Annotated in this window: 26 protein-coding genes and 1 tRNA gene; 8 read left to right on the top strand and 19 right to left on the bottom strand. The window is 64.4% G+C overall.

Annotated elements, in window-relative coordinates:
- The 5 genes from PW844_RS10470 to dinG all read right to left on the bottom strand — a co-directional run.
- Positions 1–331, bottom strand: a 331-nt coding sequence (locus PW844_RS10470) for a pyridoxal 5'-phosphate synthase (RefSeq protein ID WP_299451058.1), incomplete at its 3' end; no start/stop codon positions are given.
- 48 nt (positions 332–379) lie between these two features.
- Positions 380–1,477, bottom strand: coding sequence for an OmpA family protein (locus tag PW844_RS10465; RefSeq protein WP_299451055.1), 1,098 nt, complete (start codon positions 1,475–1,477; stop codon positions 380–382).
- Positions 1,478–1,628: 151 nt separating this feature from the next.
- Entirely contained in the window at positions 1,629–2,819 is a 1,191-nt protein-coding gene (locus PW844_RS10460) for a serine hydrolase domain-containing protein (RefSeq protein WP_299451053.1), read from the bottom strand.
- Positions 2,820–2,882: 63 nt separating this feature from the next.
- Complete coding sequence (locus tag PW844_RS10455) at positions 2,883–5,222, bottom strand: beta-galactosidase (protein ID WP_299451050.1); 2,340 nt, start codon at positions 5,220–5,222, stop codon at positions 2,883–2,885.
- A gap of 108 nt (positions 5,223–5,330) precedes the next feature.
- A complete protein-coding gene (dinG, locus tag PW844_RS10450; protein WP_299451049.1) occupies positions 5,331–7,475 on the bottom strand; it encodes an ATP-dependent DNA helicase DinG in 2,145 nt (714 codons plus the stop codon).
- Between the two features lie 130 nt (positions 7,476–7,605).
- Here dinG and PW844_RS10445 point away from each other — a divergent pair, with 130 nt between their 5' ends.
- Entirely contained in the window at positions 7,606–8,070 is a 465-nt protein-coding gene (locus tag PW844_RS10445) for a DUF2269 family protein (RefSeq protein ID WP_299451046.1), read from the top strand.
- A gap of 477 nt (positions 8,071–8,547) precedes the next feature.
- Here the strand turns inward: PW844_RS10445 and PW844_RS10440 are convergent, their stop codons facing one another.
- From PW844_RS10440 to PW844_RS10430, 3 genes are all read right to left on the bottom strand, one after another.
- Entirely contained in the window at positions 8,548–9,321 is a 774-nt protein-coding gene (locus PW844_RS10440) for a hypothetical protein (RefSeq protein ID WP_299451044.1), read from the bottom strand.
- Positions 9,314–9,589, bottom strand: coding sequence for a DUF1145 domain-containing protein (locus PW844_RS10435; RefSeq protein ID WP_299451042.1), 276 nt, complete (start codon positions 9,587–9,589; stop codon positions 9,314–9,316). The genes PW844_RS10440 and PW844_RS10435 overlap by 8 nt, the downstream gene beginning before the upstream one ends.
- Positions 9,590–9,768: 179 nt before the next feature.
- Positions 9,769–10,404: an OmpA family protein gene (locus PW844_RS10430; protein WP_299451039.1), complete on the bottom strand. Its 636-nt coding sequence runs from the start codon at positions 10,402–10,404 to the stop codon at positions 9,769–9,771.
- Between the two features lie 322 nt (positions 10,405–10,726).
- Here PW844_RS10430 and PW844_RS10425 point away from each other — a divergent pair, with 322 nt between their 5' ends.
- Together PW844_RS10425 and PW844_RS10420 are read left to right on the top strand one after the other, a co-directional pair.
- Positions 10,727–11,224 carry a DUF6231 family protein gene (locus tag PW844_RS10425; protein ID WP_299451036.1) on the top strand — a complete coding sequence of 166 codons (498 nt, stop codon included), beginning with the start codon at positions 10,727–10,729 and terminating at the stop codon, positions 11,222–11,224.
- The gene (locus tag PW844_RS10420; RefSeq protein ID WP_299451033.1) at positions 11,205–11,708 is read left to right on the top strand and encodes a YchJ family protein; all 504 of its coding nucleotides are present in this window, start codon (positions 11,205–11,207) and stop codon (positions 11,706–11,708) included. The genes PW844_RS10425 and PW844_RS10420 overlap by 20 nt, the downstream gene beginning before the upstream one ends.
- Before the next feature lie 164 nt (positions 11,709–11,872).
- Here PW844_RS10420 and PW844_RS10415 read toward each other — a convergent pair whose 3' ends face one another.
- Positions 11,873–12,493 carry a hypothetical protein gene (locus PW844_RS10415; RefSeq protein ID WP_299451031.1) on the bottom strand — a complete coding sequence of 207 codons (621 nt, stop codon included), beginning with the start codon at positions 12,491–12,493 and terminating at the stop codon, positions 11,873–11,875.
- Between the two features lie 109 nt (positions 12,494–12,602).
- Between PW844_RS10415 and PW844_RS10410 the strand changes: the two genes are divergently transcribed.
- The 3 genes from PW844_RS10410 (at position 12,603) to PW844_RS10400 (ending at position 15,112) form a co-directional block, all read left to right on the top strand.
- The gene (locus PW844_RS10410) at positions 12,603–13,088 is read left to right on the top strand and encodes an LEA type 2 family protein (protein WP_299451029.1); all 486 of its coding nucleotides are present in this window, start codon (positions 12,603–12,605) and stop codon (positions 13,086–13,088) included.
- A 4-nt stretch (positions 13,089–13,092) separates the two neighbouring features.
- Positions 13,093–13,305 (top strand): SEC-C metal-binding domain-containing protein, encoded by a 213-nt coding sequence (locus PW844_RS10405; protein WP_299451026.1) that lies wholly within the window; start codon positions 13,093–13,095, stop codon positions 13,303–13,305.
- Positions 13,306–13,513: 208 nt separating this feature from the next.
- Positions 13,514–15,112 carry an efflux transporter outer membrane subunit gene (locus tag PW844_RS10400; protein WP_299451023.1) on the top strand — a complete coding sequence of 533 codons (1,599 nt, stop codon included), beginning with the start codon at positions 13,514–13,516 and terminating at the stop codon, positions 15,110–15,112.
- On the opposite strand, the gene PW844_RS10395 is transcribed toward PW844_RS10400, so the two are convergent.
- The 6 genes from PW844_RS10395 to PW844_RS10370 form a co-directional block, all read right to left on the bottom strand.
- Positions 15,006–15,812 (bottom strand): flavin reductase family protein, encoded by an 807-nt coding sequence (locus PW844_RS10395; RefSeq protein ID WP_299451021.1) that lies wholly within the window; start codon positions 15,810–15,812, stop codon positions 15,006–15,008. The two genes, PW844_RS10400 and PW844_RS10395, sit on opposite strands and share 107 nt — an antisense overlap.
- A 66-nt stretch (positions 15,813–15,878) precedes the next feature.
- Positions 15,879–16,355, bottom strand: a complete 477-nt coding sequence (locus PW844_RS10390; RefSeq protein WP_299451019.1) for a hypothetical protein — start codon at positions 16,353–16,355, stop codon at positions 15,879–15,881.
- Positions 16,356–16,487: 132 nt separating this feature from the next.
- Positions 16,488–17,333, bottom strand: coding sequence for an anti-sigma factor (locus PW844_RS10385; RefSeq protein ID WP_299451017.1), 846 nt, complete (start codon positions 17,331–17,333; stop codon positions 16,488–16,490).
- Positions 17,330–17,854, bottom strand: a complete 525-nt coding sequence (locus tag PW844_RS10380; RefSeq protein ID WP_299451015.1) for an RNA polymerase sigma factor — start codon at positions 17,852–17,854, stop codon at positions 17,330–17,332. Before PW844_RS10380 ends, PW844_RS10385 begins: the two co-directional genes overlap by 4 nt.
- 8 nt (positions 17,855–17,862) lie before the next feature.
- A complete protein-coding gene (locus PW844_RS10375; RefSeq protein ID WP_299451013.1) occupies positions 17,863–18,237 on the bottom strand; it encodes a hypothetical protein in 375 nt (124 codons plus the stop codon).
- 100 nt (positions 18,238–18,337) lie between these two features.
- Positions 18,338–18,853: a DinB family protein gene (locus PW844_RS10370; protein ID WP_299451012.1), complete on the bottom strand. Its 516-nt coding sequence runs from the start codon at positions 18,851–18,853 to the stop codon at positions 18,338–18,340.
- Between the two features lie 107 nt (positions 18,854–18,960).
- On the opposite strand from PW844_RS10370, the gene PW844_RS10365 reads away from it, so the two are divergent.
- Positions 18,961–19,037, top strand: a tRNA-Pro gene (locus PW844_RS10365).
- Between the two features lie 39 nt (positions 19,038–19,076).
- Positions 19,077–19,598 (top strand): MarR family winged helix-turn-helix transcriptional regulator, encoded by a 522-nt coding sequence (locus PW844_RS10360; RefSeq protein WP_299451010.1) that lies wholly within the window; start codon positions 19,077–19,079, stop codon positions 19,596–19,598.
- A 23-nt stretch (positions 19,599–19,621) separates the two neighbouring features.
- Here PW844_RS10360 and PW844_RS10355 read toward each other — a convergent pair whose 3' ends face one another.
- The 4 genes from PW844_RS10355 to PW844_RS10340 are packed head-to-tail and all read right to left on the bottom strand — an operon-like array spanning position 19,622 to position 24,122.
- Positions 19,622–20,596 carry a tripartite tricarboxylate transporter substrate binding protein gene (locus PW844_RS10355; RefSeq protein WP_299451009.1) on the bottom strand — a complete coding sequence of 325 codons (975 nt, stop codon included), beginning with the start codon at positions 20,594–20,596 and terminating at the stop codon, positions 19,622–19,624.
- A 27-nt stretch (positions 20,597–20,623) separates the two neighbouring features.
- Positions 20,624–22,402, bottom strand: coding sequence for a thiamine pyrophosphate-requiring protein (locus PW844_RS10350; protein ID WP_299451006.1), 1,779 nt, complete (start codon positions 22,400–22,402; stop codon positions 20,624–20,626).
- On the bottom strand, positions 22,399–23,595 hold the full coding sequence (locus PW844_RS10345; protein ID WP_299451004.1) for an FAD-dependent monooxygenase: 1,197 nt from the start codon (positions 23,593–23,595) through the stop codon (positions 22,399–22,401). Before PW844_RS10345 ends, PW844_RS10350 begins: the two co-directional genes overlap by 4 nt.
- Positions 23,592–24,122 (bottom strand): cupin domain-containing protein, encoded by a 531-nt coding sequence (locus PW844_RS10340; protein WP_299451001.1) that lies wholly within the window; start codon positions 24,120–24,122, stop codon positions 23,592–23,594. The genes PW844_RS10345 and PW844_RS10340 overlap by 4 nt, the downstream gene beginning before the upstream one ends.
- Between the last annotated feature and the right edge of the window lie 211 nt (positions 24,123–24,333).

Below are 24,333 nucleotides of genomic sequence, written 5' to 3'. Positions count from 1 at the left end.
TGCGCACCTGGCGCTCCAGCGTCGGCCAGAAGAAGGTCATGGCCGCGAAAGGCCGGGCCACCATCTGCTGGCCCTTGGCACTGTGGTAATTGCTGAAGAAGGTGAAGCCTTCGGCGTCGAGGCCCTTGAGCAGCAGGACACGGCAGTGAGGACGACCGTCTGCATCGACGGTCGCCAGGGTCATGGCATTGGCTTCGACCGGCGCCTGCTCGGTCTTTACCGCTTCGTCGAACCATTGATGGAACAACGCAAAGGGTTCTTGCGGTGCCTGCGATTCGGTCAAACCTTCGCGAGCGTAGTTGCGACGCATATCAGCCAGACGCTGGCTCATCACTGCCATCCTTAATCGAAATCCGTGAGCGGGATGTCGATATTACCCTCAGTTGGAGCTCGCCTGCGCGTCGCTGGCAGGTTTCTTGGCTGCAGCCTTTGCAGGAGCGGCCTTGGCCTTGGCTGGCGCCGCTTTCTTGGCCGCAGCTTTTTTCGCGGCCGGCGCCTTGGTGGCGGCTGCCTTCTTCGCAGGCGCTGCAGACTTGGCCGGTGCTGCAGCGGCTGCAGGGGCTGGCGCGACCGCAGGCTTGGCTTGCTGCACAGCGACCATGGTTGGCGCAGGCGGCAGGTTGTACTTGGCCATCAGCGCGACCATCGTCTCTTGCGGGGTCATGATGATTTCAACGCGGCGGTTCAGTGCACGCCCGGCGGTGCTGTCGTCCGCTGCACGAGGCATATCGGCCCCCATGCCACGCAGGTTCAGGCGATTACGCTCCAGGCCGCTCAAGCGGAAAATCGCTGCAACCGACTGAGCGCGTTGCTGGCTGATTTTCAGGTTGGTGTCACTGGAAACGTCGCTGTGGCCCAGCACCAGAATGGCGGTTTTCTGATCACCTTCGACCACCTTGGCCATTCGCGTGATCGGGCCCAGGTTCACCGGCAGGAGCATTTCCGGACGCGCCGGGTTGAACGTGCTGTCCACAGGGGCAATCACCACCAGCACGTCTTCGCGGCGCTCGAGCTGGAAGTTGCTGTCCTTGATCGCTTCGCGCACTTTCGGCTCGTACTGATCGAGCCAGGCCTGGGTCACCTTAGGGTCGACCTTGGGCACGGCAGGCGCGGCGTCTTTCCTGGCATCGCTGCCACCGAACGGCCACCACCACTTGCTGCCGTCATCGGCTTTGGCGACGGCTGGCTTGGCGACCGGTTGAGTGGCCGCGACCTCAGGCTTCTTCTCGGTGGCGCCGTGGTCGGAACCGAACGGCCAGTACCAGTGAGTACCGTTTTCTGCTTCGGTCTTGGCGACTTCGGCGACCGCAGGGTTCGCAGCCGGTTTTACCGCAGGGGCAGCGGGCGCGGCATCAGCGCTTTTGCCAGAACCAAACGACCACCAGTGATCGTTGCTGGCCGATTGATCCTGAGGGGTTTGTGCGCAACCAGTGACGGCGAGGCACAGGGCAAAAGCGAGACTTTTGTTGGCAGACATGGGTGACCCACACAAATAATTGATCAGAAAATGAACGAAGCAGCGCCCATATAACACGGTTAAACGCTGAGTTGGAAAAGGAAACCGCCCTACGGTTCCGATATGGGCGGTTTAACTGACAGTCGGTAGAACAAGCACTTATCAGCGATAGTTACTGCAAACACTCACCAAGCGCCCGGACTAGACCTTGTGCGCGCGGATCCATCAGCACGTACGGCCCCAGGGTGTTGGTGACGAAGCCAAAGGCCACATCACGCTCCGGGTCGGCGAACCCCACCGAACCACCCGCCCCCGGATGACCGAAGGATTTACCACCCAAACCGAAGGTCGCGTTGGGTACTGTCTGCTGGTCAAGCATGCAGCCCAGACCGAAGCGGGTCTGGGTCAGCAGGGTCTTGTCCTGGCCGATGCTGTGTTCGCGGGTCAGCTCGTTGACCAGATCGGCGTCCAGCAGGCTGCCATCGAGCAGCGCGCTGTAAAAACCGGCCAGGCTGCGAGCGTTGCCATGGCCGTTGGCGGCCGGTTGCTGCATGCGTCGCCACTCGGGCTTGTTGGTGCTGGTCATGATCGACGGCGGGTTGGTGAACGCCCGCGCCGTGATGGACGTCGGCTCGCGCATCGTGGCCTGCAACAGGCGCTGGGCCGCTTCGTCACCGACATTGCCCTTGCCGCGAGCAATGTGGGCGACGCGGTGGAACTCGTCATCAGGCAGGCCGACATGGAAATCCAGGCCCAGCGGTTTGCAGATCCGCGCAGCGATGGACTCGCCCGGCCCGCGGCCGTCGGCGCGACGAATCACTTCGCCCACCAGCCAGCCGTAGGTGATCGCGGCGTAACCATGGCCCTGGCCCGGTGTCCACCAGGGCTCTTCAGCCGCCAGGGCGTCGGTCATGGCCTGCCAGTCATACAAGGCCTCGGCGGGCAGCATGTCGCGAATCGCTGGGAGCCCGGCCTGATGGCAGAGCAGTTGGCGAAGCGTGATGGACTGCTTGCCCGCTGCAGCGAACTCCGGCCACAGACGTGACACCGGCACATCGAGATCCAGCTTGCCCTCGCCAACCATTTGCAGGGCGGCGACAGCCGTGAAGGTCTTGGTGCAGGAAAACAGGTTGGCGATGGTGTCGCTGTGCCAGGCTTCAGCGCCGTCCTTGTCAGCGGTGCCCGCCCACAGATCCAGCACGGTTTCTCCGCCCACCTGCACGCACAATGCCGCGCCCCGCTCCTGCGGATCGTCGAACAACGCCGCAAACGCCTCGCGCACGGCTTCGAATTGAAGCTCGAAATGACCTTGAATCTGCACGGTTTCGCTCTCCGGACCGGGGCTGTACAAAATGGCGTGCATTGTTCCAGCGATTGGGGTTTTTGGGAACAGCCCCAATCGCCATGCAGCGTGTAGGAATGCGGATCAGGGCGCCTTGGCCGGCGCTTTGCCGATCACATCCACCACCTGCCCATTGGCCTTGCGCACTGCCTCGACAAAGCCCTGATAGGGCACGTCAGTAATGCCCACCAAGCCCAGATGGCCGTTCTCGCCGTCGAGCATGCGTCCCGTCGCAGGCTGGTCCAGATACTGGAACCAGTGCACGCCGACGATGGAAGGCTCGGACAAGGCGTTCTTCAGGAAATTGGCGTACGCCGGGCCGCGATCCTCTTCGCGAGGGACTTGCAGCGCACCGCCCCAGAACGGGCCCCGATCCCGCGAGCCGAAGTGGAACTCGCTGACCAGCACCGGTTTGTCGAGCACGCGCAACTTGGCGAAGTCCACGCCATCCTGGGGTTTGAGCGCATACAGGTTGAAGCTGAGCACATCACAGTACTTGGCGCAGGCCTCGATAGCCTCGGGCGTGGTCACGCCAAAGCGTCCGCCCAGGAGCAGTTGGTTTGGCGCGTGCCATTTGAGGGCGTCGGAGATGGTCTTGAAATAGGTCTCGGCGAACACACGCTGAAAATATTTGAAGTCATTTTCGATCTCCGGATGCTCAGGGCTCGGCATCGGCGGCTCGAACCCAGGGTCTTCCATCAATTCCCACGCAGGCAAATCAATCCCCCAGGCCTTCGACAGCCCTTCCTGGTTGCGGTATTTGTCGCGTAGCTGTTTGAGGAAGGCGCGCTTGGCCGGCACATCCGTGGTCAGTTTCAGCGTGCCGTAGGCCAGGGCGTAGCGGGCTTTCGGGTCATCGCCCGGCGCGGCCCAGGCCAGTTCGTTGTCGGCGAAATAGCCGATCAGGTATGGGTCGTCGCGATGATCGCGCGCGGCAATGGCGACAGCGCGTTCGGTGGCCATGGCGAAGCGCGGGTCGAACGGGTCGGGCATGCCGCCCCACCAATCATGGCCGGTGCTGATGCTGACGTAATCGCCGACGATGGACAGCGGCAAGGTGTAGGGCACGCGCTCTTTATTGCCCAGCTCAGGCTCGCTCCAGTTACCGATGGTATTGAAGCCCCAGGCCTGAAGGCGTTGCAGGGTGTGATCGACCCAACGTTTGCTGTCCAGAATGACCGGTTTGCATTCAACCACCGGTGCAGGGGCTGCTGGCTTTTCCGACACTGGCGGTGGATTTGTCTGATCACTCGCGCTGTCAGCGTCCGACGTATCAACGTCCTCATCCACCGCTACCGGTACCGGTTTGACCACTTCGACACACTTGGGCGCGCCATAGGTGCGCTGCAGATTCGCTCCATAGAAGTCGAACCAGCGACCCTGATCGAACTGCCGGTCCTTGTTGGCGCCGGTGTCGCGGTTGTCGTCACCCTTGCCATAGAAGGCGGCCAGCGGATCGTCGTTGCCCGGCAGGCCGGTGAACATCGACTCACGCCCTTCGACGTAGGTCTGGCTGTCGTCGGCGGCGATGGCGTTTACGCCCAACGAATAGAACGGATGGCCTTCGGGCGTCACCAGATACCAGCGGTCATCGCGTTTTTCAGTGTGGAAAAAACCCTTCGCCTCGAAGCTCGGGCCTTTGAGCAGGCCGCCGTATTTGTCGTGGGCAGGACGTTCCTTGAGCCACGCCTTGAGCTGCTGTTGCTCCTTGCTGGCGAGGCTTTTGAGCTGATCGTCGCTGGTGATTTTCTCAGGCCATTTGCCGCGGGTGTACTGCCCGTAACCGTCAAGCAGGTTGCTGTAGGCGGCTCTCTGAATGGTGTCGTCTTCCTGCACGCCGAATTTTTCGATCAGCACGCTCTGGGCAACATTGGGCTGGGACAGGGACACCGTGACTGACGTCACCTGGCTCGCATTAAGCTCACCCTCGGTATTGGCCAGCAACACCCGCTGGCCGTCGTACGTCCAGGGCATTGGCGGGCCGACGCGCATGCCCTGGCTCAGCGGTGAACTGGCCTTGAGCGGCACGATCAGCGTTTGCGCGGGGCCGGCGGGCAGGTCGATGCGGCTGTTGAGGGTCTTGCCGTCGCGGCTCTCGATCTGCACATAAAGCGTCAGCGCCCAGTCCATCGCGCTTTGCAGGCGCAGGGTCATGGCGCTGTCGGCGCTCCAGTCCCAGACGCCGGTTTGCGGCGCCAGGCGCAGGCTGGGTTTGGCGACCGGGTTGAAGGTCACGCGGCGCAGGACTTCACCCTCAGCGGTCTGCTCGGCATTGGCCTGAGGCAGGCTCGCGTCCTGCGTGGTGATCTGCACGACATCGGCGGGACGAACAAAATTGAACAGCGTCTGCTGGCCGTCGGGCGCGGCATACACAGGTCCTGCGCAGGCAATGGCGAGGACGGCAGACAATGAACGGCGAATCATGCGATCGGGTGCTCCCTGGTCGTTGGAAGCCCGAACCCTGCGTTTACGCCCAAGGCCCGGACAGACCGAGATAAGACCGGATCAACCGCGTTTCATCCCCGAGCTGCGTCAGGATATTTCACGACGGAACGGCGGCAAGGCATTGAGGATCGCCTTACCATAACGCTGGGTGACCACGCGCCGATCCAGCAGGGTGATAATGCCGCGATCCTTCTCGGTGCGTAGCAGCCGCCCGCAGGCCTGAATCAGACGCAGCGACGCATCGGGCACGGCGATTTCCATGAACGGGTTGCCGCCCCGCGCCTCGATCCATTCGGCCAGCGCAGCCTCTACCGGGTCGTCGGGCACAGCGAAGGGGATCTTGGCGATCACCACGTGCTCGCAGTATGCGCCCGGCAGGTCGACACCCTCGGCGAAACTGGCCAGGCCGAACAGCACGCTCTCATCGCCGCCATCGACCCGCGCCTTGTGCTTGTTGAGGGTTTCCTGCTTGGACAGGTTGCCCTGAATGAACACACGCTTGCGCCAGTCGCGCTCAAGGCCATCAAAGACTTCCTGCATCTGTTTGCGCGAGGAAAACAGCACCAGCGTGCCCTTGGAGCCCTCCACCAGATCCGGCAGCTCACGAATGATCGCTGCCGTATGTTCGGCGGCGTTGCGCGGGTCTGCCTTGAGGTCCGGCACTCGCAGCACACCAGCGTCAGCATGATGAAACGGGCTTGGCACCACGGCCGTGACCGCATCTCTGGGCAGGCCGGCGCGCATGCGGAAGCGGTCGAATTTGCCCAGCGCGGTCAGCGTGGCCGAGGTCACCAGCGCGCCATAAGCCACGTTCCACAGGTTGCGACGCAGCATTTCGGCGGCGAGGATGGGGCTGGCGTTGACCTCGATGTCGAACAGCGAGCCGCTGTCGGCCAGGGTCAACCAACGCGCCATCGGCGGGCTGTTTTCCGGGTCTTCGGCGGTGAAGGCGGTCCACAACTCCCAGTTGCCGTGGGCACGGGCCAGCAGGCTGCCGAACAGCGGGTACCATTCTTCAGCCTGATGGCTGGCGATGCCAATGTTGACCTCGCCATCCATGCCTTCCTTGAGCAGCTCGGTCAGGCGGGTGAACAGGTCGTCGAGGCGGGCGAACCCCTTTTTCAGCTCAATGCCCATCTCGCGCATGTGCTCAGGCACCACGCCGCCAATAAAACGATGACGAGGGCGCTCGCGGCCTTCCATGTCTTCCCCGGCCTTGAAATCGGCCAGCTGCTCGCAAGCGGTGAACATGAACTGTTGATGCGTCTTGATCTCGCGGGCCAGCTCCGGCACCTGCTCGATCAGCTTGCCCAGGTCGCCCGGCAGCGGGTGCTGGGCGAGCAATTTGGTGAGGTTCTTGGCGGTCTGTTCCAGCCAGTCAGCGGTGGAACGCAGGCGGCTGAAATGGGCGAAGTGGCCGATGGCCTTATCGGGCAGGTGGTGGCCTTCGTCGAACACATACAGGGTGTCGCGCGGATCCGGCAGCACCGCACCGCCACCCAATGCCAGGTCGGCCAGGACCATGTCGTGGTTCGTCACGATGACGTCGACTTTTCCCATGCCTTCGCGCGCTTTATAGAAGGCGCACTGCTGAAAGTTCGGGCAATGGCGGTTGGTGCACTGGCTGTGATCGGTGGTCAGTCGCGCCCAGTCCTGATCGGCCAGCTCCTGGGGCCAGCTGTCGCGGTCGCCATCCCATTTGTTGCCGGCGAGCTTTTCGATCATGGAGGTGAACAGCTTCTGACTGGCCTCATCGACCTCGATCTTGAAGCCTTCTTCTTCGAAAAGCTGCGCGGTGGCGCTCTGCGCGTTGCCTTCTTGCAGCAGCACGTCGAGCTTGGAAAGGCACATGTAGCGCCCGCGCCCCTTGGCCAGCGAGAAGGTGAAACTCAGGCCGCTGTTGCGCATGAGGTCGGGAAGGTCCTTGTGGACGATCTGCTCCTGCAGCGCGACGGTCGCGGTGGCAATCACCAGACGCTTGCCCGCCGCCTTGGCCGTGGGGATCGCCGCAATCGCATACGCAACGGTCTTGCCGGTACCCGTCCCGGCCTCCACCGCCACCACTGCCGGGTCGCCCGTACGGCGGCCTTCCTCGTCGGTGTCGATATCCCCCAGCACCTTGGCCACCTCGGCGATCATCAAACGCTGGCCGTAGCGAGGCTTGAGGCTCTTGGCTTCGAGGAAACGCGAATAAGCGCCCTGAATCTGGGATTTGAGTTCGGTACTGATCATGGGCTGGGTCGTTGGCTCGGCGTCACGGGTGCTGAATGAAAACACAAAAAACCGCTGGATATATCTTCAGTAGTCTCAGCGGGCGGCTATCATACCGCGCTAATTCTTTCTGCGCAGATCGGAGTTCTCGATGTCGCTTGTAGCCTTTGTCTACGTGTTGCATGTGTTGTCGGCAGTTTTGTGGGTAGGCGGGATGTTTTTCGCCTGGATGATTCTGCGACCAGCGGTCATCGCAGCCCTTGAGGGGCCGGCGCGGCTGAAGCTGTGGGTGCAGGTGTTTCCTCGGTTTTTCGTCTGGGTGTGGTGTGCGGTGATTCTGTTGCCGGTGACGGGGGTCGGGATGATTCACATGAATTTCAGCGGGTTTCAGACGGCGCCGCGGTATGTGCAGGTGATGATCGGGCTGTATGTGGTGATGGTGGCGTTGTTTCTGCGGATTTCGACGTTGAATCTGCCGCAGTTGCGTAAGGCGGTGGACGCGGAGCAATGGGCGGACGGGGCTGCGGCGTTGGGTGGGATTCGGCGGTTGGTGGGGGTGAATTTGCTGGTGGGGATTGCGGTGGTGGTGATTGCGGCGGCTCGGCCGGGGTTTTGAGTGTTGCCGTTGGGTTCTGCCTAACGGCAGAAGCGTTTCGCCTGCGGCGAGTTACTTGGAAAAGCACCCCAAGTAACCAAGGGTGCCTGCTCCTGGTTGGGCTTCGACTTCGTCGAAGTTCCCTCACTCCGGCGATGCTCCGTGGGCCCGCCGCCATCGGCCATCCATGGCCGGGGGCGGCTCTCGCGGCATCCATGCCGCTCGGCCCACGGACCATCGCCTGCGTTCGGCCTGCACCCAAGTCGCGTTTGGCGGCGTCTGGGATTTCTCGGTAGAAGATCAAAAGCTGAAGCTGGGGCAAGAGCCTGAGCGTTGCGCGCTTTTCTGTAGCAGTCCGGCTTGCCGGCGGCAGCGATTTCACGGACGCCACCGCCGGCAAGCCGGACTGCTACAGGGGTTTTGTGCCTGGCCCAAAATTTGGGTTCGACGCAGTACCTGTGGAAACAGCTCTGCCGTTAGGCAGAGCCCAAAACCACCTCAAATCTTACGAACACTCACCGCTCCAGCAGGCCCTACCGCCCCGGACTGGCCTTTCTCGCCATTCTTCCCGCTCTTGGCGCCATCAGCGCGATAAACCAGGCAGCCCTTCGACACCCCGCCCTTGCCACCGCGACCGCCCTCGCCGCCCAGACCACCGGCGCCGCCCTGCACGTTCACCTTCACGCGCTCATCCGGGAACGACTGCGGCAACTCAAGACGCACCAACGCGCCTGGCGCACCGTCATGCCCATTGCCGCCGTTATCACCATCAAACCCTCGGCTTGCCGAACCCCAGGTGCAACCCGGATCCTTGCCATTGCCACCGTCCAGACCAACATAACCAGGCGAACCCGCGCCACCGCGTGCATCGATCGACAGCACATCAGCGTTCAATTGCTCAACCCGCAGGTTCAGACTGCGCCCCGGCAACGGGCCCTTCTCGAACGTCCCCGGCGCGCCGCGAGCGGTAATCTGCGCGCCCGTCGCCAGCTCACCCTGCTTGACCTGCAACTTGAACGGCTCGGCGCTCGGCACGATGGCGATACGCGACTCATGACCCATCACCAACTGCCCCACCTGAACCTCCGTCAAGCCGGCAGGGATCAGCAGCGTTCCGTAATCGGCCACTTGCAGACGATCCAGTTGCAGCACGCTGGCGTTGCTTGGCAGGCGCATCAGCGAATGCGGCTCCACCGAAATGGTCTGGGCCATCACCAGTGAACTGCCAAGGGCCGATACCAGGCCCGCCGTGATCATCAAACCGTTACGCATGCGAAACCTCCGCCTGACGGCGACTGAAAGATTGCAGGTGGAAAATACCGAAAACCAGAATGTACAAACGGTCACGCCAGGGATGCGAACGCCCCCGCAGGCTACCGTTGAAGAGAAACAGTTCCAACACATGGGTCAGCAGCAACAGGCAGCCGGCCAGTTTGATCAGCCTATCGAAGGGGATCGGCAACACCGCCGCCTGGTTGACCAGCACCACGGCCCAGAACCCCAACGTCAAGATTTTCCCCAACGCCCAAAACACCCTCATGACACGCCCCTGCTGTTTTTTTTGGCTGTGCTGCAAATGCGAACCTGCGCACAGTGCGGTGACGGTGGTGACTATGCCAGAGGACGCGAGCAATTGCGTGAAGATATCCATCCAGCCAAGCGCCGAAAAAGAAAACCCCGGCGCAAAGGCCGGGGTTTTTGGTGGCGCGTGTTACTCGATCAACGATTGATCTTGATCTCGACGCGACGGTTCAGCGCACGGCCTTCAGCGGTTTTGTTGTCCGCTACAGGACGGCTCTCGCCATCACCTTCAACCGAAACAAACGCACTGCGCGCGATGCCTGCGCTGACCAGGTAATCGGTCACCGAATGCGCACGTTTGTCCGACAGTTTCTTGTTGTAGGCGTCACTGCCGACACTGTCGGTGTGACCGCTTACATGCAGCTGAACGTTAGGCGCTTCGGTTTTCAGTTTGGTCGCCACGGCGTCCAGTTGATGTTTGTCAGCTGGGGTCAGGGTGGCCTTGTTGAACTCGAAATGCACGTCACGGATCGTGATGATTTCTTCTTTTGGCTGAACGACCGGAGCCGCTACAGGTTCAGGTGCTGGCGCCACGATCGGGCAACCCGTCGCGTCCACCGGCGTGCCTTTCGGCGTGTTCGGGCACTTGTCGACGCTGTTCAGCACACCATCGCCGTCGTCGTCGCCATCGCCGTGAGCGTAGCAATACGCACCCGCCATCACGCCCACCGCAGCACCGAAGCCCGCCGCGACGGATGCTGACTGGAATGCACCAATCGCCGCGCCGCTGAGCGCACCACCGGCGGCACACAAAGGCCAGTCGGTCTTTTGCAAGCCGGCACAGCCCGTCAAAACACTGGTAACCAAAATCAGAGGTAACGCTGTCCGAATCATGCTCATACAGTTCTTCTCCTTTGGTATCGGCTAAAACCGACTGAAATGGAGTAAAGACGCCGTTGGGGCCATTTGCCACCCGCAAACAGGGGCTTTTGTGGCTTTTCCGCGCGGCAGGCAGGTTCTTTTAGGAATAGCCTTTTCAGGAATAGCCTTTTGCCTTCACTCCGTACGCTTTGTCATGAGCCGCGATAAAAAAGTTCAGGCACTAGGCCACAAAGATTCGGCAGGCTAACCTTGCTGGCTCAATTGAGGGATTTCGATGACCGACAGTTTTTCCACCCGCACCCCGCAACAGGCCTTGGCCGCGCTGCTCGACCGCTACGCGCCCAAACGCCTGCTGCTGATCGGCGCCGACAGTTTTCCCGCCCTGCAGGCCTTTCAGGAAGCTCATCCGAACACCGAGCTGGCTCAAGCCGCACCGGGCGCATTGCCTGCGGAACTCGCCGGTCAGCGGTTTGATCTGGCGCTGGTGGTCGATTGCCTTGAGCACATGCCCAAGCGCGCAGGCCTGCAATTGCTCGGCGGGATTCGCAACCTCAATGCCAGCCGCATCGCCGTGCTGGCCGACATGAACGCCTGCGGCTGGCAGACGACCGACTTTTATTCGCTGGCCCTGCAAGCCAGCGAACGCTTCGCCCGGGACGAACAGGTGCTGACCCTCTTCACCTACGATCTGCGCGAATACAAACAGGTGCCGGACTGGCTGAACGCGAAGTTCTGGGCCAACCCGGAAAACTTTGGCAAGTATTGGTGGTGAGACCCGCATCATGAGCAGTGCAATTTGTCCCTGTGGCAGCGGCAACCTTCTGGACGGCTGCTGCGGTCGCTATCACGCAGGCAACCCCGCGCCGTGCGCCGAAGCCTTGATGCGCTCGCGCTACAGCGCTTATGTGCTGGGGCTGGTGGATTATCTGCTGGACACGACGTTACCGAGTCAGAAGAACGGCCTGGATCGCGAATCGATCAGCCAGTGGAGTGCGCAGAGCACCTGGCTGGGGCTTGAAGTAGAAGGCGCGCAGTTGCTGGGCGGCAAGCCGGAGCATGCTTTCGTTACCTTCACGGCGCGCTGGCACGATGCGGGCGGCGAGCACAGTCATCGTGAGCGTTCGGCCTTCGTGCAGAACAACGGCCGTTGGTATTTCATCGACCCCACCGTGCAGCTCAAGGCCGGGCGCAACGATGCCTGCCCGTGTGGCAGTGAGCAGAAATTCAAGAAGTGCTGTTCGGCCTACATGGCCTGAGTCAGACTTGGTGTTCCCGTTCCCGTAGGAGCGCGCTTGCCCGCGATCGCTGGCTGTCTGTTCCCACGTGGGTAACTGACACAACGCAATCGCGGGCAAGCGCGCTCCTACAGCGATGGCTCGGTTGCCAGGGTTGGGTGCGCAACGTGCGACTGACAGCGGTGTCAGGCGAGCTTCAAGTGTGAAATGTCCGGCACCAACACATGCTCCTCTTCTTTCACCTCGCCCATGTCACTGCCCGCAGGCGCGAGGCTCAGCCCTGACAGATCCAGACGCGGCGCGACCGGCGCGGGTTTCGGGTCCTGCACGTCCTTGCCGAGTTCGGAAAGGGTGAAGTCCGGCGCTTCGACGTCTACAAACGCCGCCATATAGACGTCCCGAGGTTCGAGCTTCGAGGTCTTGTCGGCGGCACGTTGCGGCGCCGTCGGGGCCGAGGGTTGCGCAGCGCGACGCGTCCATGTCGGTTCATCTGGCGGCGGCGCCAGCTCGACTTCTTCAACTTCCATCGGTTCTGACGCGGGCTCAGCTTGCGGCTCGGGCGCTGCCTGCACCTGCCCTGCCATCTCGACAACTTCGGCCTGGGCACCCGCGCGTTCGAGGGTGGAGCGGTATTTTTCGGCGCCGGCCTGATCGAGGTTGTTTTTCAACACCAGACGTCGCCCAGAGAACAACAGCGCGATGCGCTGGGCGTCTGCCTGAAACAATTTCGCCAGATTGGCCTGAACCCGATCGAGCTGTGCGCCAGGTACCAATTGGCCGGAAAAAACAATTTCGTACAGCTTCATGAGTCAATACTCCTTCGACACATGGCGTGAGTATGGCGCAGGCTCTGCGGATCAGCGAGTTGCCCGCCAGGGGCGACTTGCTAGACTCAAGCCCGACGGGAGTGAACCCATGGTGTTTCAGGCAAGCGTTTTCAGAATCATCGGCCTCTTCATGGTGCTGGCCGTATCCGGGTGTTCGTCATTGATGAGCAGCGACGTCAAAGACCCTGAAGTCAAGCTGCTCAAGGTCGACGTGGTCAAGGCCCGGCTGCTCAAGCAGGACATGAAGCTGCGCTTTCGCATCGACAACCCCAACGACTCCAACCTCTGGGTGCGCGGGTTGCGCTACAAGGTCGTGCTCAACGACATCCTGATCGCCGATGGTGAGTACAGCGACTGGTTCATCGTCAAGGCCAATGGCCACAAGAACTTCTCGGTGCCGATCCGCACCAACCTTTGGGAACACCTCAAGGACGTGACCCGGATGCTCGGTAAACCCAAGCAGCCTATTCATTACCGGCTGGAAGGCAAGCTCAAGACCGGATTTTTATTTGGTGACAGCGTGCGTATTGGGCGCGATGGCGACATAATTCCCGGCGATTTGATTCCGGAGTAACCCCATGAGCAACGAACCCCACGTGCACGGCCCTGATTGCAACCACGATCACGATCACGACCACCACGACCATCATCATGACCACGGCCACGTGCATGGCCCGCACTGCAACCACGAGCCGCAAGAGCCGGTGCGTAATGCGCTGAAGGACGTGGGTCGCAACGATCCTTGCCCATGCGGCAGCGACAAGAAATTCAAGAAGTGCCACGGCGCCTGATTGCGCGGTGACCTTTGTAGCAGCACGGCTTGCCGGCGGTGGCGATCACACAGACGCTGCCGCCGGCAAGCCGTGCTGCTACAGGATCGAGACCCGAACACCCCATCCGCTGAAAAATCCTGAAATAAACTCCCGCCCCCGCTTGCGTGGCGCCTGCCTGCTCTCTAACGTAGCGCGTTTCCAACGCCTACCCCGCAGGTGCTCCATCATGGCCTCGCCAGCCCTTTCATCCGTGAAGACACGACTCAGCACAGCTGCTGCCATGTTGGGGCTGTTGAGCCTTGCCGGTTGCCAACTGGGCGGCGAAGACCGTGACAACCTGCCGCCCACCAGCGGCGTCTACGCCATCAAGGGCCTGGCGCAGAACGTTTCCGTGCGCCGCAATGACCTGGGCATGCCGCTGATCGAGAGCAACACCTTCCACGACGCGCTGTTCACATTGGGTTACGTCCACGCCAGCGACCGCATCTCGCAAATGGTGCAAATGCGCCTGTTGGCGCAGGGCCGTCTGTCGGAAATCGCAGGGCCGGGCGCGTTGGATCTGGACCGCATGATGCGCGCCGCCAACCTCAAGCAGACTGCTGGCGATCTGTACAACGCCTCGTCACCGCGCCTCAAGCGCTTCTTCGAGGTGTACGCGCGCGGCGTCAACGCCTACCTGTTCCGCTACCGCGACAAACTGCCATCGGACCTTGCCGATGCGGGCTACAAGCCCGAGTACTGGAAGCCGGAAGACTCGGCGCTGATCTTCAGCCTGCTGAACTTCAGCCTCTCGGTGAACCTGCAGGAAGAAATCTCCTCGCTGGTGCTGGCGCAGAAAGTGGGCGCCGACAAGCTCGCCTGGCTGCTGCCGACCTATCCCGACGAAGATCTGCCGTTCGCCGAGGCCGACGATGCCGCGCTGTTCGTGACCAGCAGCACGCTCAAGACCGCGCGCGAGTCGCTGCAGATCGTGCAGGCGCAATACAACAACGGCATCGGCAACGAGCTGTCGCTCACGCAGGCGCAGGGCGTGGTCAGCCAGGCGCTGGCCAACTTCCAGGCCCAGCTGCGTTCGCGCGCCCAGGCCGAGAACGCCCTGGTCCTGCTGATCGGCCAGCCCCTGCCGGCCGATCTGCCGCCCGGCCTGCCCTTGACGAGCCAGAACATCCTGGCCGACATCCCCGCCGGCCTGCCGTCCGACCTGATCGCGCGCCGGCCCGACATCGCGGCGGCCGAACAAACCCTGCGCGCGGCCAACGCCAACATCGGCGCGGCCCGCGCGGCTTTCTTCCCCACCGTCTCGCTGACGGGCGCCTTCGGCACGGCGGCGCCGGTGCTGGGGCAGTTGTTCGATTCCGGCACCGAACAATGGTCGCTCGCGCCGAGGATCACGCTGCCCTTGTTCGCGGGCGGCGCCAACGTCGCCGGGCTCGAGTCGGCCAACGTGCAGCAGCGCATCGCCATCGAGAAATACCAGAAGGCGATCCAATCGGCGTTCCACGAAGTGGCCGACGGGCTGGCCGCGCGCGGCACCTACGACCAGCAGATCCGCGAGCTGATCCGCCTGACGGATGCGCAGAACCGCCGCCTGGAATTGTCCGACCTGCGCTACCGCAACGGCGTGGACAGCTACCTGTCGGTGATCACCGCGCAGAACGACTACTACGCGGCCCAGCAGTCGCTCATCACCGCGCAGCTGCAGCGCCTGAACAACCTGGTCAGCCTGTACCAGGCCCTGGGCGGCGGCTGGATCGAGCACACCGGCGATACCCCGCGGCCGTCCGATGCGCCGGGGGCCTTCGTGGTCGACAACAAGCACTGGTGACCGCCAGTGCCGCTCGGTGCGGGGCCCTGGCGCATGATGCGCAAGGGCCGGTTCCCTTGCGCCCCGAACGGCGTCGGCTATACAGGCGCTTGATGCTGAAAATCTCGCCCAAGGCCGAGTAGAACGGCCCGCCCAGGCGGGCAATCGGGCGCATCTTCACGCTGTCCACGTGCTTGCCGTCGTAGATCTCGGGAGACAGGTGAAAGGCGACGACTTCGCCGATGAACAAGGTATTCACCCCCTTGCCGAGCGGAATCTCGTGCGCCAGCTGGCACTCCATCTGTACCGGCGCGATGGCGATGCGCGGCGGCTTTACGTGCGCGCTGGGCAGCAAGGGAATATCGAGCTCCTCGGATTCGCTTACGCCCGGCGCGAAATCCGAACCGCTCGCATGCATTTTCTGCAGCGTGGCCTCGGTGGATACGTTCACGACGAATTGGCCGGTTTCGCGGATATTGCGCGCCGTGTCCTTGGCCTCGCCCTTGTGCGCGCCGGCTTCGCGGCGCTGGATGTTGACTCCCAGCATGGGGGGCTGGGTGGCCAGGTAGTTGTACGAACTGAAAGGGGCGACGTTCACGCGGCCCTGGGCATCGACGGTGGTGATCCAGGCCACGGGGCGCGGCACCACGCAGCCGGTCAGCAGGCGGTAGGCGTCCTCGGGCGGCAGGCCTTCGCCGTCCACGCGTATGAAATCGGTCATCTTGGGGCTCCTGCGGAGAAAGGCAGGACTGTATCGTACCGTGGAGCCCGGCAGCGCGCCGCGCGCCTACTTGCTGACCGCTTCCTTGGCCTTGGAAACCGCGCCGCCGACGGTTTTCTTGGTCGCGTCCACGGCGTCGCCGGTCGCTTGCTTGGCCGCGTCGTAGACCTGGCCGGCCTTGTCCTGGACCTTGCCGGCGACTTCCTTGGTGGCCTCGACCGCGCTGCCGGCGGCCGCCTTGGTCGCGTCGACCGCATCGCTCGCGGCTTCCTTGGTCGCATCGATCGCATTGCCCGCGGCTTCCTTGGCCGTATCGGCCGTGCTGCTGGCGGTGTCCTTCGCCGTACCCACGGTGCTGCCGGCCGCTTCCTTGGCCGCGTTGGCGGCGTGGTCGGACGCCTCCTTGGCCGATTCCACCGCCGCCGCGGCCGCCGCTTTCGCGGCGTCGAGTTCGGACGAAGGCGTGTCTTCCTTCTTGCCGCAGGCGGCCAGGGACAGCGATAGGGCGAGCAGGGAAACGATCAGGATGTTCTTGTTCTTCATGCGGGTTCTCCTTTTTCGGGCGAATGAGTGTGGCCGCTATTATGCATTCCCGGCGTGGCTTGGCCATGACGGCGCCCCGCCTGCGAGGCCGAAGCCTTGTTCCACAGCACCGGGTTCTCGCTGTCCGGGTGTCTAGCGCGGGAACAACTGGTCGTACACCCCGCCGGCCAGGTGCTGCAATTCGGCCGCCGGCAGGTCGCCGTTCAGCGCATAGCCATAGCCGTTGTCCACCCAGTAGAAGGCTACGCCGCCGGTGGACGCGACTGAACGGAACGCGGTCCCGTGCGGCGCGACCTCGGGCGGAAAGACCGCCACGTAGAGTGTGACGCGACGGCCGTGCGTATCTTCATACATGAACTGCGCGCGCGCGGCTGGGTTGCCCGCGGCATCGCCCGCCGCGGCCGCGGACGCGACGGCGCCGGCCGGTTCGCCCGGCAATAGCCGGCCGCCAAGCAGGTGAAAGCCCTGGCTCTGCAAATCGGGCGCGACCAATGGCCGGCCCAGCCGGCGGCTGAGCCATTGGACCAGGTGCGCTTCTTCCTGCGCCGTGACCTCCACGGGGTGGCGCACTTCAGGCGCATAGACCGCGTAGGCCGTCGTCGCGTCCTGCACGAATTGCGGCGCGGTGGCGGCGGCGGTGGCTGCCGCGGGCGCGGTCGCTGCCTGCCACGCCCGCGTACCGGCCGCGCCCGCGACGACCAGCAGCAGCGCGGCGGCGGCCTGTGTCCAGGGGTTCCAGCGGGACCGCCGGTGGCGCAAGACCGTCTGCGTGAGCGCATCGGGCGTCGGGCCCGGATCGGCGGCGCGCCGCAGGCGGCGCAAGGCGAGGCGCTGCGCATGCCACTGGGCCGCGCGCACCGCGGCCTCGGGGTGTCGCTGCAGGTGCTGCAGCACGGCCGCGACCCGCGCGGCGTCGAGTTGGCCGTCGACGAACGCGTGCAGTTCGTCGTCGGTGACCAAGGCATCGGTATCGGTCATCGTTTCACCAGATGCAGGGGCGTCGGCGCGGAGGCATCGGCCGCGCCGGTCATTGATAGCCGCACTGCCTCGCGCGCGCGATGCAGCCGGGACATGACCGTGCCGATGGGGATCTGCAGGATCTCCGCGGCTTCGGCATACGTGTATTCTTCCACGCCCACCAGCAGCAGCACCGTGCGCAGCGTGGGCGAGAGCCGCGATAGAGCGAGCTCCAGGTCCGGCAGTTCCGGGGCATGAGCCGGCGGTTCATGGGCGGAACCCGATGCGTCGTCCCAGGAGTCGTGGTTGTCGTCCCGGCCCCAGTCGCGTACCCGGTTCAGGTAGATGTTGTGCATCAGCGTCATCAGCCAGGCGCGCAGCGCCGTGCCCGGCTTCCAGAGCGACCATTTGGCGCAGGCGCGTTCCAGCGTGTCCTGCACGAGGTCGTCCGCGCTGGCCGCATCGCCCGCCAGAAGGCGGGCATAGCGGCGCAGCGCGGGGATGTGGGCGAGGACCTGGTCCACGCCCTCGGCCGGTGGCATGGCGCGGATCAGGGCTTGACGATGTGCCAGGAGCCGACCACGCCGTCGCCGGTCTTGTCGCCAGGCTTCGCGTCCTGGAACCAGTAGTACACGGGCTTGCCCTGGTAGGCCCATTGCTTGCTGCCGTCGTCGCGCGTGACTACGGTCCAGGCGCCGTCGGCCTGGGCGTTGGCCGGCGCGGCGAAGGGCGGCCACTTGGTGGCGCAGTCGCCGTTGCAGACGCTCTTGCCGGTGTTGGCGGCGTCCTTGTCGAAGGTGTAGAGAGTCATGCCCTTGTCGCCGACCAGCACGCCATTGCTGGCCATGCCGGGGGCGGCATAGGCGTGTCCGGCGAGCGCCAGGGCGGCGGTGCCCAGGATGGAAAGAATCGGTTTGCGAACCATAATGCCTCCGTGAAGTGGGTTCATTGGAATGAACACGGCAGGCGTCCGGTTTATTCCGTTCCCGGCGGCGGGACTGCGCGATGGCGTCTTATCGCAGCTGTCAGGCGGCGGCCGCCGCGGCGCGGGCGCGCTTGTACACCGGCAGGTCCACCGTCGGGCGCTTCGCGGGAATCTGCATCAGCAGGTCCGATACGAAGCCGCGGTGATACGAACCGTGGTTGACCGCGTGCAGCAGGATCTCCGCGCAACTCATGCTGCCGGTATTGCCGCCGATCAGCTCATAGCGTTTTTCCTCGGCCAGGCCGGCCTCGGTCAGCTGCGCCGCCCAGGCCATGTACCAGCCGTCCATGGCCTGCTGCGCTTCCCATAGCGCGCCGATTTCTTCGTGCGTCACCGTGTTCAGCGCGGCAATGCCGTGCGGCCGTCCCTCGACGTGGGCTTGCCAGATCAGGTCGACCACGTAGATGTGGTTCAGCGTGCGGGCAATGTTCTTGAACAGGCTGACGCGCTCCTTATAGATTTCCTCGGGAGGCAGCGCCAGCACGATGGCGTAGGTTTCCTGGTTCGCCCACTTTTTGTAGTCGGCGAGCATGCGTGCGGCATCGGGGGTAAGCATGGGAGTTTTCCGGTAGGCTTTATTGGAATGTGACAGAGGCGGACGCGTTTGGTTTCCTGCCGGGGTGCCGGCTTCGAGTACAATTCCATGGCTTTGAAGAAGCACATCGGGGCGTAGCGCAGCCTGGTAGCGCATCTGCTTTGGGAGCAGAGGGTCGCGAGTTCGAATCCCGCCGCCCCGACCAAGAACAAATCAAGCGCTTGAACCGTAAGGGCAGAATTGATTGGCAACACGCCTCAAGCCGCGCGACGCCGGTAGCGAGCCTCCGGAAACCTTTTCCGACGCCGAGCTGTACGAGAGGCCGGGGTTCCTGTTACGTCGGGCACACCAGATATCGGTCAGCATTTTTCTGCAGGAGTGCGAGGAGCTTCGGCTCACCCCGCCTCAGCACAGCATTCTATTCGTTCTGCATCGCTGGCCGGGCCTCGACCAGACTACGCTTGCCCGGGCTATCGGCTTCGACCGCGCCACGGTGGGAGAAACCTTGGGCGGCATGGAAACCCGTGGCCTGCTTCGCCGCGCCGTTTCCGCGCAGGACAAGCGCCGCAAGGTCCTGTTCCTGACCGCCAAGGGGCGCGACGTCATGACCCGGGCCATCGCGGCGATTCACCACACCTCGGACCGCCTGCTGGCGCCGCTGTCGGCTGAGCGGCGCGAGTTGTTCATCGAGATGCTGACGCAGATCACCGGCGAGCTCAACGATGCGTCGCGTTCGCCGGTGCGCCGGCCGGACAGGGCCGACTGAGAGAAGAGCGGGCCGCCCGGCGTTCAGTCCTGGTAAGGCAGTTTCGCGTCGCGCGCGACGTTCTTGAACGCGGCTATGTCGGCGATGAACTTGGCCTTGAACTCGGCGGGCGAGTTGGCGATGACTTCGTTGCCGGCATCTTCCACGAACTTGCGCAGATCGGGTTGCCGGCTCGCCGCGACGACCGCCTGGTGGATCTTTTCGACGACGTCGGGCGGCGTGCCGGCGGGCGCGAACACGCCATGCCAGCTCGTCAGGTCGTAGCCGGGCACGCCGCTTTCCGCCATGGTGGGAACGTCGGGCAGTTTCGCCGAGCGCTTGCCCCCGGTGACCGCGAGCGCTTTCAGGTCGCCGGATTGGATGTGCGGCAGGGCGAGCTGCAGCGAAACGATGGACAGATCCACCTGGTCGGCCAGCAAGGCCTGGAACATCGGGCCTTGGCCCTTGTAGGGGATGGCGATCATATCGATGCCGGTCGCGGTCTTGAGCATTTCCACACCCAGTTGCAAGGGGTCGGCCACTCCGGACGAACCGAAGTTGAGTTTCCCCGGCTCGGCCTTGGCGCGCGCGATCAGCTCTTGCACGGTGCCGACGCCGGTTTTCGGGTGCGCCACCAGGATCAGGGTCGATGCGATGAGCTGCGATACGGGCAGCAGGTCTTTCTCGGTGTCGAACGGCAAGTTGCGGTACAGGGCCGGACCGATGGCGATGCTGTTCGGGCTGTAGAGCAGGGTGTAGCCGTCCGGCGTGGCGCGCGCAACGGAATTGATGCCGATCGAACCCGCCGCGCCGGCGCGGTTTTCCACGATCACCGATTGACCGAGGATCGTGGTGAGTTTGCTGGCCAGCATGCGGCCCAGGGCGTCCACCGCGCCGCCGGGCGAGAACGGCACGACGATCGTGATGGGGTGGGAGGGAAAGGTATCGGCGCGGGCGGAGCCGGCGGTCAGGCAGGCCGCCGCGCACAGGGTGGCCAGGAAGATGCGGAATGGATTCACGGTAGGCTCACTTGCGTTGGAAGAAACTCAGTCGGCGAGCAGATGCCTCGCCAACCAGACGGAAATAACCGCGGGCCGTCCTTTCCGGACTTGGTCGAGCCCACGGCGCAGCGCATCCATGATCAGTAGCGGATCGTGGACGGTTTCTCCGTAGGCTCCCGCGGCTTGTGCCTCCTTGGTGAAATCCATGGGCGGATCGAAATATCCGCCGTCGAAACCTCCTTGCTGCGCATAGCCGTTCGGATAAAGCGCCGCCATGCGCCGCGTGCCGGTGCCCCAGCTGCGGTTCTGGTAGACCACGGTGAGGAAGGGGGCGTTGTAGTGGCGAGCCGACCACAACGCTGCCGTGGCGGTGCCGAACATGTAGAAGCCGTCTCCCGTGACGGCGATCACGTCGCGCCCGGGCGCCGCGAGCTTGGCGCCGAAGGCGGCGCCGGGCGCCCAGCCGCCGCTCGTGCCGGGGGTGAAGAAATAGGAGCCCGGCCGCCGGCAGTCCAGCATTTCGTACAGCCGGTTGTGCGGCAGCGTGTCGTCGAAGACGATGGCGTCGTCGTCCACGAAATCGGCGATCTGGCTACCGAGCCACAGAGGGTCGATCGGCGCGTGGGAAGATGCCGCGCGCGCCTGCTCTTTCAGCGTCGCGCGCGCGGCGCGGTTGGCTTCGCCGACGCGCCGGGCCCGCTGTGCGAGGCGCTGGGCATCGCCGGGGGTGACGATGCCGCGCACGGCCTCGCCGATCGCCTCGATGGCCGGCAGGGGATCGGCCGCCAGGCGCATGTGCGCGGTGAACTCGTAGGTCGGGATCTTGAGCTGGATCGGGTCGTGGGAAATCACGGCCACCCAGGCATCGGCGCCGGGAGCCTGGGGACCGGGCACCCAGGGGACGTCGGCATCGATCGCCAGCACCACGTCGGCGCGGCTCAGGTCGGTGTCCGCCATCATGAGCGGGTGATCCATCGGAAACGAAAGGTAGCGCCGCGTGGCGGAATGCGCCACCGGCAATGCCAGCGCCTCGCACAGCGCGACCAGGGCCGCGACCGTGCGCGTGTCGCGGCCCGACCCGGAAACCACGATGCGCGGCTCGCGCGCCGCGGCCAGCCGCCGGGCGATTTCTTGCACGCCGGCGGGGTCGGGGGAGGCGGAGCGGGTGATGCCCAGCGCCGCCGCGTCGGGAAAGCGCAGGGCGGCGGCGGGGCGCATCGACACCTCGGGCGCGACGCTCAGATAGGCGGGGCCGCGCGGCTCGCTGAGCGCTACTTGCAATGCGCGCGATACCGTCAGCCCGGGGTTGTCGTGCGCTTGCAGGCGGTGGTCCCATTTGACGTACTGGCGCACGATCGCGTGCTGGTCGTAGTTTTCCTGCAGCCACAGATGGCCGCCGGCATTGCGCGCCGCGGCGGAGGTGCCGGAGGGGCTGGTCGGAGGAAAGCCCGCGGTGATGAGCACGGGAAGATTCGCGTGCAAGGCCGTATGCAGCGCCCCGCCATGATGGAGCGTGCCGGCGTCGACGTGGGCGGCCGTGGCGGCGGGGCGGCCGCTCACGGCGGCATAGCCGAGCGCGGCGTTGAGGCTGGCATGCTCGTGCGTGACGGTGATGAGCCGGGGCGCGGGCTTGCCGAGCGCGCGCGCCTTGGCGATGGCTTCCTGGTAGAAGCCGATTTCCGAGCCCGACGTGAAGAACAGATAATCCACGCCGCCGTGTGCCATCGCGGCCACGAGGGCGTCGCCGGCGTCGCTGCCGGAAGGCAGCTCGCACCAGCCGCCGCTGGCGGAGTGGGCGGGAGCCGGCTGTTCCGGCGCGCTCACGCGGCCACCTTGGCGACGTCGTATTCGTAGATCCAGTCGGCGCGCTGGATGGCCGCGCCGGGCTTGAAGCATTGATCGTAGAGATAGCGCAGATCGCGCCGGAAACGGGTCCATGGCGAACTGACCTGGCAGACTTCCGCGCGCGCGCGCGATCCGAGCTGCACGCGGGTGGCGCGTTCCTTGCGCAATTGTTCGTAGCGCCGCAGGGCCGAGCCGACGTTGCCGCCATGGTGCTTGAGCATATCGACGAGGACGATCCCGTCTTCCATCGCCATCGCCCCGCCTTGGGCAAGGAAGGGCAGCATCGGATGCGCGGCGTCGCCGAGCAGGGCGATGCGTTCGCCCACCCAGGTGGGCAGCGGTTCGCGGTCGAACAGCGCCCATTTGTAGCAGCGCTCGGTGGCGTGGAAGAGGGTCTGCAGGGACGGATGCCAGCCTTCGAAGGCATCCAGCAGTTCCTGCTTGTCGCCTTCGACCGACCACGATTCCTCGGCCCAGGCGTCCGTCTTGCGGTGGGCGATCCAGTTCACCAGGCTGCCGGGGCGCACGTAGTAGTGCACCACGCAGCCGCCCGGCCCCATCCAGTTGAGCGAATCGGGGGGAATCAATCCCGGCGGCAGTCGGTCGGCGGCGACCTGGCCGCGCCAGCATATGACTCCGGTGAAGCGAGGATCGTCGCGGCCCAGCAGGGATTCGCGCACCGCCGAATGGATGCCGTCGCTGCCGACGACGACGTCGGCCTGGGCGGTGGAACCGTCCGCGAACCGCAGCACGGCCGTATCGTCCCGGGTTTCCACGCCGGTGCAGCGCATGCCCGGCCGCAGGATTCCGGCGGGCAGCGCGCTGCGCAGGTGAGCGTGCAGATCGGAACGCTGGACCTGGAAGAAGGGCGCGCCGAAGCGTTCGAGGCAGGCGCTGCGCGTTTCCGAGCGGAAGAGCACGCGGCCGCTTCGCCAGCTGCGGCCGACGTGGCGCTCGGGCATCGCGCCGAATTGCCGCAGGCCCGCCTCGAGGCCGAGCGCGCGTAGCGCTTTCACCGCGTTCGGGCCGACCTGGATGCCCGCGCCGATGTCGCCGAAGGCATGCGCTTGATCGTAGACGGCAACAGCGAAGCCGGCGCGGTGCGCGGCGATCGCGGCGGCAAGGCCGCCGAGTCCGGCGCCGACGAAGGCGATGCGTAGAGGGGCGCTCATTCGGCCGCTCTTGGCCCGGGCTTGACCGAGGCTCGTATTTGTTCGGCCGTGGCGTAGCCGGCCTTGTCGAGGATGCGCGCGATGTCGGCCGGCCGTTCGAGATGCTCCGGCGGCGGTTCGCCCGGCCGGCGCGGCTTGCCCGCTCCTTCCACGACGTGCTCGAGCCCCGGCGGCGTGAAGAACCACACGATCTCCATGTCGCCGGGGCCGTCGTTGTAGATGGCATGCTCGACGAAACGGCCCAGCACCACGGTCGAACCGGTTTCCAGGCCGTGCTCGTCGCCGTCGATGACGGCGCGGCCGCTGCCCGCGTGGATGAACAGGATTTCGTCATTGCGGGCATGCCCGTGGCTGCGGATGTGGCAGCCGGCGGGCAGTATCTGCGTGCCCATCGAAAACATATTGGACGGATGGGTGGACGGGCTGACCTTGATGGTCATGTGGCCGAAGTGCGGGCCGGGCTGCCAGTACGAATCCCCTTCTTCCGGCGCAAGCACGGCGCCGGGGCCCTTGACGAGTTCTTGCATGGTCTTGTCTGCCTATCCAGGCGGCCGGTGGCTTTCGAGGCCTGACTGCCGCTTCCGGAAAATTTGTATGGGTACTGACAAATAAGATAGGCAAGTGAAACCGGCGCGTCAAGTCAGCGAATCCTTTCCAGACTGGATGCGAGTGCGAAGCCCGCCGCCCCGAACCGCCGCGGTCATCAACCCAATCTATGACCGCGATCATCCGATAACG

Source organism: Pantoea sp. (assembly GCF_028283705.1).
GTDB lineage: Bacteria > Pseudomonadota > Gammaproteobacteria > Enterobacterales > Enterobacteriaceae > Pantoea.
This window is presented reverse-complemented; position numbering and strand designations above follow the sequence as displayed.

Bases quoted from the DNA above. Each gene is read 5' to 3' on its own strand.
- PW844_RS10465 (WP_299451055.1), bottom strand. From the start codon at position 1,477: ATGTCTGCCAACAAAAGTCTCGCTTTTGCCCTGTGCCTCGCCGTCACT.
- PW844_RS10460 (WP_299451053.1), bottom strand. From the start codon at position 2,819: ATGCACGCCATTTTGTACAGCCCCGGTCCGGAGAGCGAAACCGTGCAG.
- PW844_RS10455 (WP_299451050.1), bottom strand. From the start codon at position 5,222: ATGATTCGCCGTTCATTGTCTGCCGTCCTCGCCATTGCCTGCGCAGGA.
- dinG (WP_299451049.1), bottom strand. From the start codon at position 7,475: ATGATCAGTACCGAACTCAAATCCCAGATTCAGGGCGCTTATTCGCGT.
- PW844_RS10445 (WP_299451046.1), top strand. From the start codon at position 7,606: ATGTCGCTTGTAGCCTTTGTCTACGTGTTGCATGTGTTGTCGGCAGTT.
- PW844_RS10440 (WP_299451044.1), bottom strand. From the start codon at position 9,321: ATGCGTAACGGTTTGATGATCACGGCGGGCCTGGTATCGGCCCTTGGC.
- PW844_RS10435 (WP_299451042.1), bottom strand. From the start codon at position 9,589: ATGAGGGTGTTTTGGGCGTTGGGGAAAATCTTGACGTTGGGGTTCTGG.
- PW844_RS10425 (WP_299451036.1), top strand. From the start codon at position 10,727: ATGACCGACAGTTTTTCCACCCGCACCCCGCAACAGGCCTTGGCCGCG.
- PW844_RS10415 (WP_299451031.1), bottom strand. From the start codon at position 12,493: ATGAAGCTGTACGAAATTGTTTTTTCCGGCCAATTGGTACCTGGCGCA.
- PW844_RS10410 (WP_299451029.1), top strand. From the start codon at position 12,603: ATGGTGTTTCAGGCAAGCGTTTTCAGAATCATCGGCCTCTTCATGGTG.
- PW844_RS10405 (WP_299451026.1), top strand. From the start codon at position 13,093: ATGAGCAACGAACCCCACGTGCACGGCCCTGATTGCAACCACGATCAC.
- PW844_RS10400 (WP_299451023.1), top strand. From the start codon at position 13,514: ATGGCCTCGCCAGCCCTTTCATCCGTGAAGACACGACTCAGCACAGCT.
- PW844_RS10395 (WP_299451021.1), bottom strand. From the start codon at position 15,812: ATGACCGATTTCATACGCGTGGACGGCGAAGGCCTGCCGCCCGAGGAC.
- PW844_RS10390 (WP_299451019.1), bottom strand. From the start codon at position 16,355: ATGAAGAACAAGAACATCCTGATCGTTTCCCTGCTCGCCCTATCGCTG.
- PW844_RS10385 (WP_299451017.1), bottom strand. From the start codon at position 17,333: ATGACCGATACCGATGCCTTGGTCACCGACGACGAACTGCACGCGTTC.
- PW844_RS10380 (WP_299451015.1), bottom strand. From the start codon at position 17,854: ATGCCACCGGCCGAGGGCGTGGACCAGGTCCTCGCCCACATCCCCGCG.
- PW844_RS10375 (WP_299451013.1), bottom strand. From the start codon at position 18,237: ATGGTTCGCAAACCGATTCTTTCCATCCTGGGCACCGCCGCCCTGGCG.
- PW844_RS10370 (WP_299451012.1), bottom strand. From the start codon at position 18,853: ATGCTTACCCCCGATGCCGCACGCATGCTCGCCGACTACAAAAAGTGG.
- PW844_RS10345 (WP_299451004.1), bottom strand. From the start codon at position 23,595: ATGAGCGCCCCTCTACGCATCGCCTTCGTCGGCGCCGGACTCGGCGGC.
- PW844_RS10340 (WP_299451001.1), bottom strand. From the start codon at position 24,122: ATGCAAGAACTCGTCAAGGGCCCCGGCGCCGTGCTTGCGCCGGAAGAA.